Source organism: Microvirga sp. CF3016 (assembly GCF_036314085.1).
Classification (GTDB): Bacteria; Pseudomonadota; Alphaproteobacteria; order Rhizobiales; family Beijerinckiaceae; genus Microvirga.
In genome coordinates, this window is record NZ_JAYGGM010000005.1 from 26,416 (window position 1) to 43,179 (window position 16,764).

At 63.5% G+C, this 16,764-nt stretch carries 19 protein-coding genes; 10 read left to right on the top strand and 9 right to left on the bottom strand.

What is annotated here, in order from left to right; genetic code table 11:
- Positions 1-43: 43 nt before the first annotated feature.
- The gene (locus tag VB672_RS08510; protein ID WP_329783757.1) at positions 44-418 is read right to left on the bottom strand and encodes a VOC family protein; all 375 of its coding nucleotides are present in this window, start codon (positions 416-418) and stop codon (positions 44-46) included.
- Between the two features lie 13 nt (positions 419-431).
- Entirely contained in the window at positions 432-1,307 is an 876-nt protein-coding gene (locus VB672_RS08515) for an ATP-binding protein (RefSeq protein WP_329783758.1), read from the bottom strand.
- A 277-nt stretch (positions 1,308-1,584) separates the two neighbouring features.
- Between VB672_RS08515 and yajC the strand changes: the two genes are divergently transcribed.
- From yajC to VB672_RS08540, 5 genes are all read left to right on the top strand, one after another.
- A complete protein-coding gene (yajC, locus tag VB672_RS08520) occupies positions 1,585-1,863 on the top strand; it encodes a preprotein translocase subunit YajC (RefSeq protein WP_329783759.1) in 279 nt (92 codons plus the stop codon).
- An 89-nt stretch (positions 1,864-1,952) separates the two neighbouring features.
- Positions 1,953-3,560 carry a protein translocase subunit SecD gene (secD, locus tag VB672_RS08525; RefSeq protein WP_329783760.1) on the top strand — a complete coding sequence of 536 codons (1,608 nt, stop codon included), beginning with the start codon at positions 1,953-1,955 and terminating at the stop codon, positions 3,558-3,560.
- Between the two features lie 12 nt (positions 3,561-3,572).
- The gene (secF, locus tag VB672_RS08530) at positions 3,573-4,511 is read left to right on the top strand and encodes a protein translocase subunit SecF (RefSeq protein WP_329783761.1); all 939 of its coding nucleotides are present in this window, start codon (positions 3,573-3,575) and stop codon (positions 4,509-4,511) included.
- Between the two features lie 4 nt (positions 4,512-4,515).
- Positions 4,516-4,902, top strand: a complete 387-nt coding sequence (locus tag VB672_RS08535; protein ID WP_329783762.1) for an Mth938-like domain-containing protein — start codon at positions 4,516-4,518, stop codon at positions 4,900-4,902.
- 1 nt (position 4,903) lies between these two features.
- Complete coding sequence (locus VB672_RS08540; RefSeq protein WP_329783763.1) at positions 4,904-5,746, top strand: phytoene/squalene synthase family protein; 843 nt, start codon at positions 4,904-4,906, stop codon at positions 5,744-5,746.
- 3 nt (positions 5,747-5,749) lie between these two features.
- Here VB672_RS08540 and trmFO read toward each other — a convergent pair whose 3' ends face one another.
- Positions 5,750-7,171 (bottom strand): methylenetetrahydrofolate--tRNA-(uracil(54)-C(5))-methyltransferase (FADH(2)-oxidizing) TrmFO, encoded by a 1,422-nt coding sequence (gene trmFO / locus VB672_RS08545; RefSeq protein WP_329783764.1) that lies wholly within the window; start codon positions 7,169-7,171, stop codon positions 5,750-5,752.
- An 85-nt stretch (positions 7,172-7,256) separates the two neighbouring features.
- Here trmFO and VB672_RS08550 point away from each other — a divergent pair, with 85 nt between their 5' ends.
- On the top strand, positions 7,257-8,015 hold the full coding sequence (locus VB672_RS08550) for a glucose 1-dehydrogenase (protein WP_329783765.1): 759 nt from the start codon (positions 7,257-7,259) through the stop codon (positions 8,013-8,015).
- Positions 8,016-8,080: 65 nt separating this feature from the next.
- Here the strand turns inward: VB672_RS08550 and VB672_RS08555 are convergent, their stop codons facing one another.
- Positions 8,081-8,236, bottom strand: a complete 156-nt coding sequence (locus tag VB672_RS08555) for a DUF1127 domain-containing protein (RefSeq protein WP_329783766.1) — start codon at positions 8,234-8,236, stop codon at positions 8,081-8,083.
- A 252-nt stretch (positions 8,237-8,488) separates the two neighbouring features.
- On the bottom strand, positions 8,489-9,373 hold the full coding sequence (locus VB672_RS08560) for a calcium-binding protein (RefSeq protein ID WP_329783767.1): 885 nt from the start codon (positions 9,371-9,373) through the stop codon (positions 8,489-8,491).
- Between the two features lie 290 nt (positions 9,374-9,663).
- Here VB672_RS08560 and VB672_RS08565 point away from each other — a divergent pair, with 290 nt between their 5' ends.
- Positions 9,664-10,494, top strand: a complete 831-nt coding sequence (locus tag VB672_RS08565) for a hypothetical protein (RefSeq protein ID WP_329783768.1) — start codon at positions 9,664-9,666, stop codon at positions 10,492-10,494.
- Positions 10,495-10,574: 80 nt separating this feature from the next.
- Entirely contained in the window at positions 10,575-10,892 is a 318-nt protein-coding gene (locus VB672_RS08570; protein WP_329783769.1) for a hypothetical protein, read from the top strand.
- 43 nt (positions 10,893-10,935) lie between these two features.
- On the opposite strand, the gene VB672_RS08575 is transcribed toward VB672_RS08570, so the two are convergent.
- Together VB672_RS08575 and VB672_RS08580 are read right to left on the bottom strand one after the other, a co-directional pair.
- A complete protein-coding gene (locus VB672_RS08575; protein WP_329783770.1) occupies positions 10,936-11,220 on the bottom strand; it encodes a porin in 285 nt (94 codons plus the stop codon).
- A 60-nt stretch (positions 11,221-11,280) separates the two neighbouring features.
- A complete protein-coding gene (locus VB672_RS08580; RefSeq protein ID WP_329783771.1) occupies positions 11,281-11,832 on the bottom strand; it encodes a DUF2231 domain-containing protein in 552 nt (183 codons plus the stop codon).
- A gap of 213 nt (positions 11,833-12,045) precedes the next feature.
- Between VB672_RS08580 and VB672_RS08585 the strand changes: the two genes are divergently transcribed.
- A complete protein-coding gene (locus tag VB672_RS08585; RefSeq protein ID WP_329783772.1) occupies positions 12,046-13,170 on the top strand; it encodes a GGDEF domain-containing protein in 1,125 nt (374 codons plus the stop codon).
- Between the two features lie 10 nt (positions 13,171-13,180).
- On the opposite strand, the gene VB672_RS08590 is transcribed toward VB672_RS08585, so the two are convergent.
- Both VB672_RS08590 and VB672_RS08595 read right to left on the bottom strand, forming a co-directional pair.
- Complete coding sequence (locus VB672_RS08590) at positions 13,181-13,729, bottom strand: YidB family protein (protein ID WP_329783773.1); 549 nt, start codon at positions 13,727-13,729, stop codon at positions 13,181-13,183.
- Between the two features lie 81 nt (positions 13,730-13,810).
- Positions 13,811-15,547 (bottom strand): glycosyl hydrolase family 28-related protein, encoded by a 1,737-nt coding sequence (locus tag VB672_RS08595; protein ID WP_329783774.1) that lies wholly within the window; start codon positions 15,545-15,547, stop codon positions 13,811-13,813.
- A 766-nt stretch (positions 15,548-16,313) separates the two neighbouring features.
- Here VB672_RS08595 and VB672_RS08600 point away from each other — a divergent pair.
- On the top strand, positions 16,314-16,736 hold the full coding sequence (locus VB672_RS08600; protein ID WP_329783775.1) for a hypothetical protein: 423 nt from the start codon (positions 16,314-16,316) through the stop codon (positions 16,734-16,736).
- Positions 16,737-16,764: the final 28 nt, after the last annotated feature.

Sequence of the window (16,764 nt, forward strand, 5' to 3'; positions counted from 1 at the left end):
GATACCGGTTCTCGGGGCCGATCGAATGAGGGGACGGTGGAGCTCAGCCACCGTCCCTTTCTTCATGGGAATGATGAGAGAGGATGTTCACGAGCGTGCCGAACGGATCTCGGACATAGAACCTGCGGACGCCCCAGGGCTCATCCGCCGGACCGTAGACGATGGGAAATCCGGCATTTTTCATGCGCCCGAGAGCCGCATCGACGTCGTCCACCTCGATGGAGAGATCCGGCAGCGGCGTACCCGAACCGCCTTGGGTCGCCACGCTAATCTGCGCGACCACCGTTTCGCTACTGCCGTAAGTGGTAATCCAGCCCAGATCCATCAGGAGCTCGAGTCCGAGGGCCTCCTCGTAGAATCGCTTGGCTGCAGCGAGATCGGAAGCCAGGATGTTCGCGACGATCCGTTTGACCCGCATGGCGGTGACCTCCCTAGAGTGCTTTGCCGAGCCGTCCCGCGAGATCCTGAATGAACTGCCAGGCGGTGCGCCCGGACCGGGCCCCGCGGGTGGTGGCCCATTCCAGGGCTTCGGCCCGGATGGCGTCGCGGTCGGCCTGTAGGCCGAGGTGATCCACATAGCCGAAGACCATGTCGAGATATTCGTCCTGGCTGCATTTGTGGAAGCCGAGCCAGAGGCCGAAGCGGTCGGAAAGCGACACCTTCTCCTCGACGGCCTCGCCGGGATTGATCGCGGTCGAGCGCTCATTCTCCATCATGTCGCGGGGCAGCAGGTGGCGTCGGTTCGAGGTGGCGTAGAAGATCACGTTGTCGGGCCGGCCCTCGATCCCGCCTTCCAGCACGGCCTTGAGCGACTTGTAGGAAGTGTCGTCCGCATCGAAGGAGAGATCGTCGCAGAAGACGATGAAGCGGTGCGGATCCAGGCGCAGCAAACCCATCAGCTCGGGAAGGGTCTCGATGTCCTCCCGGTGGATCTCGATCAGCTTGAGCGGCAGGGTATCGGCTGGCCTGGCGTGATTGATCTCCGCATGGACCGCCTTGACCAGGGACGACTTGCCCATGCCCCGGGCGCCCCAGAGCAGGGCATTGTTGGCCGGCAGACCCCGGGCGAAGCGTTGGGTGTTCTCGGCCAGCTGATCCCTGACCCGGTCGATGCCGCGCAGGAGGCTCATCTCGACTCGGTTCACCTTCGGAACGGGCGACAGCCTGCGGCCCGCGGCCTGCCACACGAAGGCGTCTGCCGCCGTGAAGTCGGCGTGAGCCGCACCAGCGGGGGCGAGGCGCTCCAAGGCGTCGGCGATCCGCGTCAAAAGCGCCAGGGCTGCGGGTGAGGTGAGGTCGACGGTCATGGGCATCTGACTTCAAGAAACGGTGAGGAAGCCGTCATTAGCGCAAAAACCGCCTCCCGGTCCATGAGAGAGGGAAACCGGCACTGCAGGAGCCTTGGGAAAGGCCTTCAACTTCATTGATTTCGGCGAGTCGATGAGTATAGTCCGCCACGCTTTGTAATCCCGTCTGGCGCGGGTGGGCCCAAACCGGGCCCGCCACGCGCCTTTATCCATGGAGAGCCGCTTGTTCATTTCACCTGCCTTCGCACAAGGGGCCCCCGCCGGGGGCGGAACGGAGATGATCCTTCAATTCGTTCCGTTCATCCTCATATTCGTCATCATGTGGTTCCTGATCATCCGGCCCCAGCAGCGCCGGGTGAAGACCCACCAGGAGATGATCAAGAACGTGCGCCGGGGCGACACGATCGTCACCTCCGGCGGCATCATCGGCAAGGTGACCAAGGTTCTCGAGGATTCGAACGACATCGAAGTCGAGATCGCCGACGGCGTGAGAGTGAAGGTGGCCCGGGCCATGATCTCCGAGGTCCGCTCCAAGAGCGAGCCGGTCAAGGCGTGATGTGACAGGAAGCCGGTCCTTTCCCATCCGAGAGGGCCGGGTCGCCGCACCAGAATGCGGCAGGGTGTGTGAGAAAGGTTGAGCTGACGATGCTGCGCTTCTCGAGGTCGAAGATCATCGCCACCGTGGCGATCATTGTGATCGGCCTGCTTCTTGCGGTTCCGAGCACGATGAATCGCGAGCAGCGTCAGGCTTACCTGAACGCCATCCCAAGCTGGGTCCCGTCCTGGCTCGTTCCATCCCGTGCCATCGTGCTGGGCCTCGACCTGCAGGGCGGCTCCCACGTCCTGCTCGAGGTTGACGCCCAGGACCTGCTGCGCGGCCAGATCACGCTGCTGCGTGATGACGTCCGCCGCATCCTGCGCGACACCCGCGTCTCGTCGCAGAACGGCATTCAGACGATTGCCCGCGGGGTGCAGATCCGTGTTCCGGACGCAGCCGACCGCGAGCGGCTGATGCCGCGCCTGAGAGAGCTGTCGCAGCCCATCGGCAATGCCATGCTCGGCCAGACGGGCGGCAATTCCATCGAGATCAACACAAATCCGGACGGCGTGATCACGCTGACCTATACGGAAGCCGGGATCAATGAGCGCGTGCGCCGCGCCGTGGACCAATCCATCGAGGTCATCCGCCGCCGCGTGGACGCCACCGGCACCACGGAGCCCAGCATCCAGCGCCAGGGTGCCGACCGCGTTCTCGTTCAGGTTCCGGGCCTGCAGGATCCGCAGCAGCTGAAGGCGCTGCTCGGCGAAACCGGCAACCTCGAGTTCCGCCTGCTTGCCCAGCCCGGCGCGACCGATGTCGACCTGCTTCCCATGGAGGATCAGGGTGGCCAGCGCGTTCCCGTCGAGCGCCGGGTGATCGCCGAGGGCGGCGACCTGACCGATGCCCAGCCGGCCTTCGACAGCCAGACCAACCAGCCCATCGTCAATTTCCGCTTCAACATCCGCGGCGCCCAGCGTTTCGGTCAGGCGACCACGGAAAACCTCGGACGCAATCTCGCCATCGTGCTCGACAACCGGGTTATCTCCGCGCCGACAATCCAGTCGCCGATTACCGGCGGCGCCGGCCAGATCTCCGGCAGCTTCACGGTCGAACAGGTCAACAATCTGGCGGTTCTGCTGCGCTCCGGCGCTCTGCCCGCCAAGCTCACCATCGTCGAGGAGCGCACCGTTGGCCCCGGCCTCGGCCGCGACTCCATCGAGGCCGGCAAGATGGCCACCTATGTGGCGGCGATCTTCGTGATCATCTTCATGTTCGCCACCTATGGCCTGTTCGGCCTGTTCGCGAACATCGCGCTTATCGTCCATGTGGGCCTCATCTTCGGCCTCATGTCCGTGCTGGAAGCCACGCTCACCCTGCCGGGCATCGCCGGCATCGTGCTCACCATCGGCACCGCCGTGGACTCGAACGTGCTGATCTACGAGCGCATCCGCGAGGAGGCCCATGCAGGACGGTCCATCGTCTCCGCCATCCAGGCAGGCTTCGACCGGGCCTTCGCGACCATCGTCGATTCCAACAGCACCATGGCCATCGCAGCCGTGATCCTGTTCTTCCTCGGCTCCGGCCCCGTACGCGGCTTCGCGGTCGTGTTCATTCTCGGCATCCTGACGACGGTTCTCACCGCCGTCACCCTGACGCGCATGATGATCGCGCTCTGGTACCACTGGATGCGTCCCAAAGCCCTTCCGTTCTAAGGAGTGCGTATCGTGCGCCTCGTTCGCCTCTGGCCCGAAAACTCACACTTCGACTTCATGCGCTTCAGGCGCTTCTCGTTCCCGCTGTCCGCGCTCATCTCGATCCTGACAGCGGTCATGCTTCTGACCGGCGGCCTCAATTTCGGCATCGATTTCCGGGGCGGCACGCTCATGGAAATCCAAGCCAAGTCAGGGCAGGCCAATGTGGGCCAGATCCGGCAGACGGCCGAAGGCTTCGGCTTCGGCGACGTTGAGGTGCAGGAATTCGGCACTGCCGGCGAAGTCTCGCTGCGCTTCCCGATCCAGCCCGGCGGCGAGGCCGCGCAGACCGCCGTGGTGCAGAAGGCCCGCGATACGTTCGGCGCGGAATACGATTTCCGCCGCGTCGAGACCGTGGGACCGCGCGTCTCGGGCGAACTCGTCCAGTCCGGCACCATCGGCGTCGTGCTCTCGGTCATCGCGGTGCTGTTCTATCTCTGGTTCCGATTCGAGCGGGAGCTGGCGGTCGCCTCCATCATCGGCACGCTCCACGACATCGTGCTCACCATCGGCTTCTTCGTGATCACGCGGCATGAGTTCAATATGACCTCGATCGCCGCGATCCTGACCATCGTGGGCTATTCGCTCAACGAGACCGTGGTGGTGTTCGACCGGACCCGCGAGCTGATGCGCCGTTACAAGACGATGCCGGCCGAGGAGCTGTTGAACCTGTCGATCAATCACACCATGTCCCGTACCGTGATGACCGCGGCCACGACCGCGCTGTCGCTCCTGGCGCTGGTGCTCTTCGGCGGGCAGGCGATCCAGGGCTTCGCTCAGGTCATGCTCTACGGCGTGGTCATCTGTACGTATTCGGCCATCTGCATTTCGTCTCCCATGCTGATCTATATCGGCCTGCGCGGGTCGGAGACCGTCAAGGTGCCGGAGGGCAGGGCCGCCGCAGCGGAGTAGGACCATGAACAATGGTCGCCTCTACGATGGCTTCCTGCCCGGACGCTACCCGTTCGACGCCTATGGCAACGGCGGTTTCCGTTTCGCGGACATGTCCCATCGCGGTTCGCTTCTGGCCCTGCCGTCGGGCATCCGGGCTTGGGCGGTGAGCTCCCTGGCCGAGCTGACGGACGAGACCCTCGACCCGATCTTCGCCGAGGGTGATGCCATGGATCTGCTGCTTCTCGGAACGGGGGCCGATATCGCGGCCATCCCGGCCGCGTTCCGCGCCCGCTTCCGCGAGGCAGGAATCGGTCTCGACGTGATGCAGACCGGTGCCGCCGCGCGCACCTACAACATCCTGCTTGCCGAAAACCGCAAGGTCGGCGCCGCCCTGATCGCCGTTCCTTGAGATGGCAGAGGCAATCTCCAACTTCGCCCATTGCGAAGCGCTCGTGCGCGAGGCCGACCCGGACCGGTACTGGGCAAGCCTCTTCGCGCCCGCCGACAAGCGGCCGCATCTCTACGCGCTCTACGCCTTCAACTTCGAGATCGCCCGCGTCCGCGAGGCGGTGCGCGAGGCGCTCGTCGGCGAAATCCGCCTGCAATGGTGGCGCGATGCCCTACAGGGCGAGGCGCGCGGCGACGTGCGGGCCAATCCCGTGGCGGCCGCCCTTGACGACACCATCGTCCAGTTCCGCCTGCCCCGGCAGTCCTTCGTCGACCTGATCGATGCCCGCATCTTCGATCTCTACGACGATCCGATGCCGAGCCTGAACGATCTCGAGGGCTATTGCGGCGAGACCTCGTCGAGCCTGATCCAGCTGTCGAGCCTCATTCTCGCCGATGGCTCCAATCCCGGCACGGCGGATGCGGCGGGCCATGCCGGTGTGGCTTATGCGATCACCGGGCTCCTGCGTGCTTTTCCGCATCATGCCCGGCAGGGGCAGGTCTACATCCCCGCCGACATCCTGACCCGCCACGGCGTGGTGCGGGACGACATCGTGACCGGACGCGGCGGTCCCGGGCTCAAGGGCGCCCTCCAGGATCTGCGCGGCGTTGCCCGCAGGCACCTCGAACAGGCGCGCAAGCTGCGCCCGACGATCCCCGATGCCGCAAAGCCGGCTTTTCAGCCGCTTGCCCTGGCAGAGCCCTATCTCAAGGCAATGGAGCGGCCGGACTACGATCCGTTCCACACCCCCGTGGACCTGCCGCAATGGCGGCGGATCTGGGCACTCTGGCGAGGGCCGTTTTAGTTTCTACTCCGCCGCCGCTGCAGGCAGCACCCCATCCGACAGCCAAGCTGCCAGATCCCTCCGTGCCCTGTCCGTCAGGGCCTTCTTCCGGGCGACGGCCTTGGCCGGACCGCGCAGGCGCTTGCCGTCCTCGGCTTTCGGCGCCTGAGCCAGCGGCGGGAACAGGCCGAAATTCACGTTCATGGGCTGGAAGGATCGAGGCCCCTCGTCGATAGTCTCGATATGCCCGCCGGTGATGTGGTTGATGAGCGCCCCAAGTGCCGTGGTGGGCGGCATGGGCCGGATCGGCCGCCCGAGCCGTTCGGCGGCGGCGAAGCGGCCGGTCATGAGCCCGATGGCGGCACTCTCCACATACCCCTCGCAGCCGGTGATCTGGCCGGCAAAGCGCAGGCGCGGCAGGGCCTTCAGGCGCAAGGTCGGATCGAGGAGCTTGGGCGAGTTGAGATAGGTGTTGCGGTGGATGCCGCCGAGCCTTGCGAACTCGGCATTCTCAAGGCCCGGGATCATACGGAAGATCCCCGTCTGCGCACCGTATTTCAGCTTGGTCTGGAAGCCCACCATGTTGAACAGAGTGCCGAGCGCATTGTCCTGGCGCAGCTGCACGATGGCATAAGGCTTCCGGTCGGGGTTGCGCGGATCGGTGAGGCCGACGGGCTTCATGGGCCCGTGGCGCAGGGTCTCGCGGCCGCGCTCGGCCATGACCTCGATCGGCAGGCAGCCGTCGAAGTAGGGGGTGTCAGCCTCCCATTCCTTGAACTCGGTCTTGTCACCGGCGATCAGGGCGTCCACGAAGGCATCGTACTGCTCCTTGGTCATCGGGCAGTTGATGTAGTCCTTGCCGGTGCCGCCCGGCCCGACCTTGTCGTAGCGCGACTGGAACCAGGCGATGTCCATGTTGATGGACTCGCGATAGACGATCGGCGCGATCGCGTCGAAGAAGGCGAGGGACGTCTCGCCCGTGAGCGTGAGGATGGCTTCGGCGAGCGCCGGCGAGGTGAGGGGGCCGGTGGCGACGATCACGGAGGACCAGTCCTCCGGCGGCAGGCCAGCGATCTCGCCGCGCTCGATGGTGACGAGGGAATGAGCTTCGAGTGCCGCCGTCACGGCATTTGAAAAGCCGTCGCGGTCGACGGCGAGCGCGCCGCCGGCGGGCACCTGGTTGGCGTCGCCCTTGGCCATGATGAGCGAGCCCAGGGCGCGCATCTCCTGGTGCAGCAGCCCCACCGCGTTAGTTTCGGCATCGTCCGAGCGGAACGAGTTGGAGCAGACGAGCTCGGCGAGGCCCTCGGTCTTATGAGCGTCGGTGCCCCGCACCGGGCGCATCTCATGGAGAACGACCGGGACGCCGGCCTGAGCGATCTGCCAGGCTGCTTCCGAACCGGCGAGGCCGCCGCCGATGACATGAATAGGTTCGATGGTGCTCATGGTCATTCTCCCGAGCGGCTTTGTTGACTCCCTCGGGAGCCCTGGTCAAGCTGAGCCGGTTTACTTTTGGAAAGGCTTGAACGCCATGCAATCCAGGCGTCCCGTTGCTCTTATTACAGGCGGCAGCCGCGGCATAGGGGCGGCGGTGGCGCAGCTCGCGGCGGCTCGCGGCTACGATGTCGCTATCACCTATCGGTCCGAGCGCGAGGCGGCCGAGCAGGTCCTTGCCGCCTGTCGGGCGTCAGGAGCGGCTGCCATGGCGTGCCAAGGCGACGTGGCCGTCGAAGCGGATGTCGTCCGGATGTTCGACGAAGCGGAGGCTGCGCTGGGGCCTGTCGCCCATGTGGTCAACAATGCCGGGATCACGGGGAAGTCGAGCAGGTTGGAGGCGGCAGCGGCCGACACCATCCGGACCTGCATCGACGTCAATGTGCTGGGCGCGATCTGGGTGGCCCGCGAGGCGGCGCGGCGGCTCTCCACCAGCCGAGGCGGTTCGGGCGGGACCATCGTCAACATCTCGTCGGTCGCCGCGGGCCTGGGCAGCCCCAACGAATATGTCTGGTATGCCGCCTCCAAGGGCGCAGTCGACTCGCTGACGATCGGATTGGCCAAGGAACTGGCCGGGGAGGGTATCCGGGTCAATGCCGTTTCGCCTGGCATGACGAAGACCGACATCCACGAGCGCAGCACCCAGGACGCCGGTCGCCTGGAGCGGATCCGGCCTCACATCCCGCTCAACCGGATCGGCGAGCCAGAGGAGATCGCCGAGGCTGTGCTGTTCCTGATGTCGGACGCCGCATCCTACATCACGGGAGCCAACCTTCCCGTGTCAGGCGGCCGGTGAGCCCCAGACAAGCGAAAGCCCGCCGGAGGGCGGGCTAGGGCCTTTTGCTGCGATGCAGCGAAGTCTTACGCGAAAGCGTTCTGGCGAGCGATGCTCTCGATCTGGAAGCGAGAGATGCCGAGATCGTCGAGCTCACGGTCGGAGAGCAGCGACAGCTCACGGACGGTCTCACGATAACGCATGTAAGCACGGACTTTAGACAGGATGTAAGAAACGAACATGGGAAGCTCCTAAACAGTGACCGGCCCCTTCGACCGGTGGCCTTTGTTCTTGCGTTTGCAGTGCGGATATAATTGTGTGCGATGCAAAAGAGGAGTGGCGATTATTGAGGTCTGTTATGCTTTAGTAGCATACCGTCCTAATGCCACGTTAACCGCTTTGCGGAGCGGGAATGGCTTGCCATTGGAAGTATCGGGCCCGGAAACGCAAACGGCCCTGTTTCCAGGGCCGTCTCCCGATATCTTGAGCTCAAGCTAAAAGATGAAGAAGTCCGACTTTGACAGGCTCAGGCCTGAGTTCAGCTGAGCGAACTTCACGGCCGAGGCGCCCCCGATGCCGTCGGCATCGTAGAGCAGGGCGCCGCTCTGCTTGTTGTAGATGATCCGATCGGAGGAATCCCGAGCGCCCGAGCCGGTGGTGAAGGCCCCGGCGGACAGCCAGCCGTCGCGTCCCGCCCGGGTAAAGACGTGGCCGTCGAGCATGATCGTATCGTCGCTCGACCGGAAATCGGTCACCCGGTCGACGTTGCTTCTGGACGGCTTCGTGTCGAAGACGAAATAATCCTTGCCGGAACCGCCCGTCAGGGTGTCGCTGTCCTTGCCGCCGCTGAGGTAGTCGCTGCCACCCCCGCCGCTCAGAACGTCGCGGCCGGTCCCACCATACAGGTCGTCAGCGCCCCAGAGCCCGTAGAGCTTATCGGCCCCGCTGTCGCCGTGAACGATGTCGTCGCCGTCATAGGAATAGACGACGTCGTTGCCCAACCCGGCGCGGATGATGTCGTCGTAGTCGTTGCCGTAGAAGGTATCGTGACCTCCGTTGAGGGTCACATACCAGGCATAGCCCTGAAGCTCATCAACCGTCGTATAGAGATCCAGGTTCTCGATGGAGAGGATGGCTTGGCCATCGTTCTCATAGACAAGGTCGTCGATGACGACGGTGTAGCCGTCGCTCCAATATCGGGCGGTGAAGAAATCCACCAGGGGGCTGCCATAGACGTCGTATTCGGCAACCGCACCGTCGTCATAGGCCAGCACCGTCGTAACCGAAGGATTAGCCCCGATGAACGCCCAGCCCGAACTGTCGGTGCTCGACATGTTGAAGCCGACACCCGCTGCGTTGAACGCCTGAAAAACCGCCATGGCTGCACTGTTCCGATGAAAACAATAGACACCGTTAAGCTAGAACGATGAACGTGAACTTAAGCTGTATGAGTCCGACGCTCGGCGTTCATGGCGATGGTAAAGAGTTGGTTTAGGATGCAAGTTGCTCCTGTGCGCCTGTGCTTGAGGATCGTGAGCGTGTTGTTTCTTGAACATTTGTTCATCTTCGCCTCTCATCTCGCATATAAGATCAGTTACTTAATGTTATTGGGAACAGTCTCCACAGGTCGGCGTTCATCTCGCACCTTTACTGTTATGGAGATGGTCCCGTGAAGAAAATTGCTCTCGGTGCCGCCCTTCTCTTGCTGAGCAGCGCGGCCTACGCACAAACTTCGACGCAGACGAATTCGACCACCAACACCGGCACGACGTCGCAATCGTCCTCGGACTCGAACACGCTGCTGCGCAACCAGTCCGGCAGCAGCAGCCGGACGCAGACCGAGACGACGGGTGCAACCCGCAGCGAGAGTTCCGGTGCACAGATCAATGTGCGCAATCGCGAGGAATCCGGCACCCGCGTCGGCATCGAGACCCGCGAGCGCTCCGGCGTCTCCGTCCGGTCCCGCACGGTGCGCGAGGTCGAGGAGCCGAGCGTCTCGGTGACCCGCCGCCGCAGCGTGACCACCTACGAGGAGCCCGATACCGAGATCCGCCGCACGGTGGTGAAGAAGAAGCCCACCAAGAAGGTCGCGGTGAAGAAGACCAAGCGGACCAACAAGGTCGTGTCGAAGAAGCGCCGGTACCAGGTCGTCGAGGATCAACCGGTGGAGGTTCGTCGCCGGACCGTGCGCCGTTATGAAGAGGTCAACGAGCCGAGCGTTTCGGTGCGCAGCCGCACCACGGTTCGCCGGACGCAGGATACTTCGCCGAGCGTCGGCGTGTCGGTCGAGCAGCGCCGGTCGAACGATGTGAATGTTTCGACGAGCCGGACGCGCTCGAGCGCGCCTGAAACGACCGGGACGGTCTCGACCCGCAGCCGGACGGACGTGAACAGCAACTCGGGTGGCAACACGTCCACTTCCGGCAGCAACTCCACCAATATGCGCCTGCCGCAGCAGGGTGGCTCTTCCTCGCAGGGCAGCAGCACCCCGAACCAGTAACGGCAACAACTGCAATGGTCGGGGAAGGGTCTGAGCTCTTTCCCGACCATCGGCTTCCATTCGCGTTTCGGAGTCCGACGATGAAAAAGCTTTTGGTGACAGTCAGTGTGGCGCTCTTGGCAGCGACGTCCTTCAGCGGCGCGGCGGATGCCCGCCCCGGCAAGGGCAAGGGCCATGCCTATGGCCACTACAAGAACCACAAGGCCCAGCGCTACTATGTCCAGAGACGGAACAACAATGCCGCCATTGCGGCCGGTGTGACCGGCGCGATCCTCGGCGGGGCACTCGCGGCCACGGCGCGACCGACCTATCGGACCTATGACAGGTCCTATTACAGGACCTACGACACGCCGAGGCGGAGCTATTACCGCGAAGAGTATTATGATGATGGCTACTAGCGTAGGATGAGAGAGCGCCTTCGGGCGCTCTCGTATCTTGTGATCAGCGCCTGAGGTTCCCTACCGATATGACGGCCCGCAGCGGGCCGTATTCCGTCTTCTTTCTCACATCGAGCTGCACGCGTCCGCTCGCCTGCGTGCCATAGGAATCGGCGGAGCGCAGCCGCGATGTGCCGACCAGTGCGTCCGCTCGCACGCGCCCGCTGATCCGCACGCAGGTGTCGGAGGACTGAAGCATGGCAAAGCCCGGCGGGCAGGACGAAGCCGCCCATGCCTCGCCGGTGAGTGCGAGGCCGGATAGGACGAGGGCGAGGACGCATCGCTTCATGACAGGCGTGAGTGTAGCGGCCTCGATCCGGCCATGGCAAGGCAATGCGCCTTGGCGGACTCAGGCGCCGCCCGAACCGGTCCGCCGCCCATAGGACCCGGCAACGTCCGCCCGGTCCACCTCCACATGGAACTGCTCGGCCTTGGGGCTGTAGTCCCGGATGGCGCCTATGCCGTAGCGGTAGGCGAGTTCGCCGCCGAGCCAGCCGCTGAACAGGAGGAGAGCGGTCTGGATCCCTGACAGCCAGATGCCCCAGCCCTGGACGCCGGCAGCAGGATCGTCCAAACGGACGCCGACATTGATGAGGGCCAAGGCCACCACCACCAGATTGGCCACCATGTGGGCCCAGGAGACCCATACGTTGCGCACGCGATCGATGGTCACGAAGTCGATCATTCCCGGGATGGCGGCGACGAGAGCCGTGACGATGCCCGCGATCAGGAGCCAATACGAGACCTGAGCCCAGAAGGCATCCTGGGTTGCGAGGAACGCGATGTCCGTTCCGAAGGCCCCGATCAGGAAGGCGACGGGGAAGACGATCAGCATGTGATGAAGCGGATGGCCGGCGATAGCCGCCGTGCTCTGGACGCCGTGACGGTGGTACAGGCCCATGAAAGTCTCCCTGTCGGTTGCCGTGTGAGGAAAAATGCTCCGGCTATGCCTTCGTTCCAGGCGCTTCCATGACCGGTCAGTCTGATCCGCCGCAGGGGAAGGTTCTGGACATCGCCGAGCGGATGGGAGATAGCCTAGGCATGCATTCCGCTGCGGAATGAGCCGCGGCGTGTGACTGCGGCCGTCCGGTCGAACTCCACGGCAGCCGCTTCGATGGTCCTTGATCCTGCCACGCTCACCGTCGCCTTCGTGCTGCTTTCGGCAGTGCTCGGGACGTTGTTGCTCTTCTCCTGGGTGCTGAACCGCAAGGTCAAGGCGCTCGCATGGTGGGGCAGTGCCTTCTGGCTCATTGCGGTTGGGATCGGTTCGGCCAATCTCGCCAAGGGCCAGCCGGCTTATGCGATCCTGCTCGTTGCGAACGCCATGGCCCTGCTGTGCTACGGCGTCCTGTACACAGGCTGCCGGATCTTCAACGGCCGCCCCGCGCCTGTCACGGCGACGCTTGCCGGAGTGGTTGTCTGGGCGGGGGCTTTCCCGTTCATCTACAGCTCGCACGGGTATCGGCTGATCGTCGCGTCCCTGATCACCTTTGCCTACTCGTCCCTGTCGGCGTGGGAGCTCGGGCGCCATGCTGCGCGGCCGCTGGCCTCCTCACGGGTCGCGGTCGTGCTTCTGCTGGGGCTCGCCGCCTTCAACCTGTCCCGAGGAATGCTCGGGCTCGGCCTGACCTCCGTCGCTTGGATCGACACCTTCGCCAGCCGGTGGTCGCCCTCCATGGCGCTTCTGCTGGTCATGTTCGGGCCGACGCTCGCCTTCATGTTCCTGTCCATGGCCAAGGAGTGCGTCGAGTTCGAGTACAAGCAAGCGGCGCTCGTGGATCCGCTGACCGGTGCTCCCAACCGGCGCGCCTTCATGGAGAACGCGTCCCGGCTCCTCGAACGGCTCGGAAACAAGCCGGCGAGTTGCCTGCTGTTCGACCTCGACAACTTCAAGGCCATCAACGACCGTTACGGCCACGATTCCGGTGACCGGATTCTGACGATCTTCGGAGAGGTGCTGGCGAACCATCTGCCGCAGCACACGTTCGGCCGGCTGGGGGGCGAAGAATTCGGCGCGATCCTGCCGCTGGAGGCCCGCGAAGCGGCGCTTATGGCGGAGCGGATCCGGCACGCCTTCTCCACGGCCGGCGCCGACGCCCTTGGCGGCTCGGCCACGGTGACCGTCAGCGTCGGCTGCGTCACCGGCTCTGGCCTCGATCCCGCAACGCTGCTCCGGCGTGCGGACGCCGCGCTCTATCAAGCCAAGCGCGGCGGGCGCAACATCGTCATCGCAGCCTGACGGAATTGCGTCAGTAACGATCGAACTCGTCCTCCCGCGGCAGCCGGCCCTGCGGAGTGAGCTGATCGACCACGCCCGGCAGCACATGGGACAGTTCCGAGAGCAGATCCTGCTGCGGCATTCCGGTCTGCTGCGACAGCTGATCGACGGTCTCGGGGCCGAGCGCGTCCGCGAGCTGGTTCGGCGCAATCGGCCGGTTGTCGCCCGGGCCCACCCAGGAATTGGCGATGTCGCCGTGTCCGGAGCGGGTAAAGCTGTCGATCAGGCTGCCGAGGCCTCCTGCGAGGATTCCTCCATTGAGGCCTCCCGATCCGCCGCCGAGCAGACCGCCCAGCCCGCCACCCAGACCTCCGGAGCCTCCGCCGAGAAGATCGCCCAGGCCTCCACCGCCGGTGGTCCCGCGGCCGCTCATAGCCTTTTGGGCGAGGAGGGCCAGAACGGCCATCATGATGGGCGACATGCCGCCTCCGCCCGACCGGCCGCCGAAGCCACCGCCCATCGTTCCGCCGCCCGCACGTCCGCCGAGAACATTGCCAAGAACCTGATCAAGCAAACCCATGATGGTGCTCCTGTTTCGCCATGGAGGCTCAACGGAGGGCAGGGCAGAGGGTTTCAGCTTGAGCGTGGAAGAGACGGAGCCTCAGACGACGAAGAAATCATTATGGCTGAGGGCAAGTCCCTTCTTGAGCTGCGCGAATTCCACCGGCTTGCGTGAGCCGGACCCGTCGGAATCATAGGAGAGAACGCCCGTCTTCTTGTTGTAGAGGACATAGTCGTTCTGATCCTTGTGCCTGTTCCCGGCGCTGAAGAACTCCGCATCGAGCTTGATAGGATTGGCGGAGGAGCCCGATCCGAGCTTCCGGAAAATGGCGTTGTCGAGCCAGATCGAGTCGTCCCGCACCGAATAATTGACGATCGCGTCGAAGTTGACCTTCCGATCCGACGTGGAGCTTCCGAGCTTGGTGTTGAAGATGAAGGTGTCACGGCCGGCATCGCCGCTCAGAACGTCGTTGCTGGAGCCGCCGCTGAGGCTGTCACGCCCGTTGCCGCCGAAGACGAAATCCTTGCCGGAATCGCCATAAAGCTTGTCGTTGCCGCCATCCCCGAAGACATAGTCGTTGCCGCCCATGCCCCGAACGGTGTCGTTGCCCGAGCGGCCGCTCAAGGCTTCGTCCTGTCCCGTGCCCTTGAACGAGTTGGATTTCGCCGACCCGATCCACGCCTGCCGCAGGGTGAAGATCTCGCCCGAATCCATGCCGGTGATCACGTTGCCGAAGAGCCGAATGCCGGTATCGCCGGCGAGGGTGTTCGTGCTTTCCTCGCGGATTCCGTAACGGGCATCGATCGCACCGTCGGAGTAGATCGTGTTGTTGAGGATCTGGGTGTTCGTGGAGTAATAGGTCAGCCCGGTGGTCGCGTCGAGACGCATGCGGATGCTGATCTCGTCGAGTTGGTTGTCCCCGGCCTGGGCGTTGTTGAAGATGCGGCTGTTCTGAACAACCGTCCCGGTGGAGCCTTCGATCCGAACGCCGTTGCCCTGGTTGCCGAAGATCATGGCGCCGTCCACGAGGACATTGGCGGCCATGTTGAGCAGGACCCCTTCCTTGAGGTTGCCGTAGTACTGGCCACCCACGATCTGGACATTGCTGGGCCAAGGTATGTTTTCGGATCCGCGCTGCACGACCACCCCGGCCGACCCGTTGCCGTAGGCGATGTTGTTCTCCAGGAGGAGCCCGGTCGTCGTGGTGGTGATGTTGAAGCCATGCCGGTCGTTGCCGTAAGCGGTGTTGTTCCGGTAGATGCCGTTGACGATGTAATCGGCCACGAAGCCGTCGAGCCCGTTGCCATGAGACACGCTGCTCTCGATTGTCAGCCGAAGGGTCTGCTCGTGCGGGTCGAACCCATAGCCAGAGCAATCCATCACCTCCACCCGCGCGACGTGAATGTCGCTGTCCTGCAGCGGGCTTCCTGGTTTGACGCCTGTATAGAAGCCGTCGATCTTGCCCGTAGTCGCGTCGCGATTTCCGTCGATGCTCAGATCGAAGACGCCCACATTGCTCGTCACCGCGTCGAATGGGGTACGCACCACGCCGGTGATGTTGCCCGACCATCCGTCGGCGACTTTGAGGATCGTCTGTCCCATGCCGGCGCCTTGCAGGGCCGTGCCGCTGAGCATTTCCACCGCACCGTCGCTCTTGTCGCCATTGCCTTTGACGAGCAAGGTGCCGGTCGGCAGAAGGACTGTCACACGCCCTGCGGAGGGGTTCTTGAGATAGGCGTCATGCGCTGCTTTGACGGCGGCATTGAGGGCAGCCGTATCGTCTAATGCGTCATTGGCTTTGGCGCCAAAATCCGAAGCACTGATAAACAAGGCCATGCAGACAATCCTTCGTTCGAAAAGGAGGCCAGCCTGCATAACCAGCTTTGTCAGAGTTTTGGCGGGCTATTCTTGAGGATTGACCGACATAGGAGGTAGTCATCATGAAGGAAGGACAATTCACTCGCCGGCTAGAAAATTACCCTAAAGTTTATCGTGCGAACAATTCGGAGACCGGTCATTCGCCGTCGATTGAATAACTCCCGGCTGCAAGCCTGAAATTGTCGCGGGTTGCTTCAGTAATGAACTTCGATGGGGAAACTGTCGGCATAAAGCGAACCCTCGTGAGGTCGAGCGATCATCTGTCATTGAGTTGCATCCGAACGCTGACGATCCTGTGACTGGCAAAAGAGTGCCGTCTCAAGCGGACGGTTTCTGCATGAGAGCAGGCATGAAGCCTGTATTGTGTTGCCAAGGCCATGGATGAAGGCGTTGAACGCATCCCCATGTCGCATCTTGTTTAAGCCGCTTCCGCGCGCACGGATGAACCTTACTTCGTCGCTTCAGAGTCCTCGACGTGAGACTAATCCACCTCGTCGAAAGCGGATCGGCTTTTCGTATCGGAGCGCCGGCCGATCATATAGGATATTATCGAATTGGCCCTGATATGATGGCCTTTTTCAGCCCGGGCTTTCAAGCCCAAGTACTAGGGTTTTAGTAGGCGGCTATTTCTGATATTCAACTCTGGCATTACTCTGCGTTAAGCTCTCTTCAAGCAGGTTGTGCAATGGTTCCTATGGGTGGCACACGATGTCTGGGGGCGGGCGTGACAGACGAAGAGATTGAAGCCGTTGCAGAGGAACTGGCGAAGGCCGGCGGGACCTCGTGGTATCCCGGGCGCACGCGTGGCGCTCTCCTGCGCTCTGTGGGCGAGCGGTACCGGGACCGGGCGAGACTGGCGATTGCAGCCCTCGACCGGGTCAGGGCTGCCAATGGCGGCCCGGCCGATGTGCAATCTCCTGAAGCGGCACACGTACCCGAGCCCCCGATTTCGGGCAACCCGGACCAGATCCAGGTCGGGGCGGTTGTGGTCTATCGTCCTCCTGGAGACCAGAGGGCGATCACGTGCAGGATCGAGCGGATCGAGGGTGGTCAAGCTTACCTCGTGCCGGTTTCACGGCCTGATGTCGGTTGGGTTGCGCTGGACAGTTTCGACCCCGTAGGCGAGGCTTCGACCAAAGGCGAATGATCGCCAGAAGCGTAAGAACGCTTCACTT

Coding starts and splice junctions, on each gene's coding strand:
- VB672_RS08510 (WP_329783757.1), bottom strand. CDS start 418: ATGCGGGTCAAACGGATCGTCGCGAACATCCTGGCTTCCGATCTCGCT.
- VB672_RS08515 (WP_329783758.1), bottom strand. CDS start 1,307: ATGACCGTCGACCTCACCTCACCCGCAGCCCTGGCGCTTTTGACGCGG.
- yajC (WP_329783759.1), top strand. CDS start 1,585: ATGATCCTTCAATTCGTTCCGTTCATCCTCATATTCGTCATCATGTGG.
- secD (WP_329783760.1), top strand. CDS start 1,953: ATGCTGCGCTTCTCGAGGTCGAAGATCATCGCCACCGTGGCGATCATT.
- VB672_RS08535 (WP_329783762.1), top strand. CDS start 4,516: ATGAACAATGGTCGCCTCTACGATGGCTTCCTGCCCGGACGCTACCCG.
- VB672_RS08540 (WP_329783763.1), top strand. CDS start 4,904: ATGGCAGAGGCAATCTCCAACTTCGCCCATTGCGAAGCGCTCGTGCGC.
- trmFO (WP_329783764.1), bottom strand. CDS start 7,171: ATGAGCACCATCGAACCTATTCATGTCATCGGCGGCGGCCTCGCCGGT.
- VB672_RS08550 (WP_329783765.1), top strand. CDS start 7,257: ATGCAATCCAGGCGTCCCGTTGCTCTTATTACAGGCGGCAGCCGCGGC.
- VB672_RS08555 (WP_329783766.1), bottom strand. CDS start 8,236: ATGTTCGTTTCTTACATCCTGTCTAAAGTCCGTGCTTACATGCGTTAT.
- VB672_RS08560 (WP_329783767.1), bottom strand. CDS start 9,373: ATGGCGGTTTTTCAGGCGTTCAACGCAGCGGGTGTCGGCTTCAACATG.
- VB672_RS08570 (WP_329783769.1), top strand. CDS start 10,575: ATGAAAAAGCTTTTGGTGACAGTCAGTGTGGCGCTCTTGGCAGCGACG.
- VB672_RS08575 (WP_329783770.1), bottom strand. CDS start 11,220: ATGAAGCGATGCGTCCTCGCCCTCGTCCTATCCGGCCTCGCACTCACC.
- VB672_RS08580 (WP_329783771.1), bottom strand. CDS start 11,832: ATGGGCCTGTACCACCGTCACGGCGTCCAGAGCACGGCGGCTATCGCC.
- VB672_RS08585 (WP_329783772.1), top strand. CDS start 12,046: ATGGTCCTTGATCCTGCCACGCTCACCGTCGCCTTCGTGCTGCTTTCG.
- VB672_RS08590 (WP_329783773.1), bottom strand. CDS start 13,729: ATGGGTTTGCTTGATCAGGTTCTTGGCAATGTTCTCGGCGGACGTGCG.
- VB672_RS08595 (WP_329783774.1), bottom strand. CDS start 15,547: ATGGCCTTGTTTATCAGTGCTTCGGATTTTGGCGCCAAAGCCAATGAC.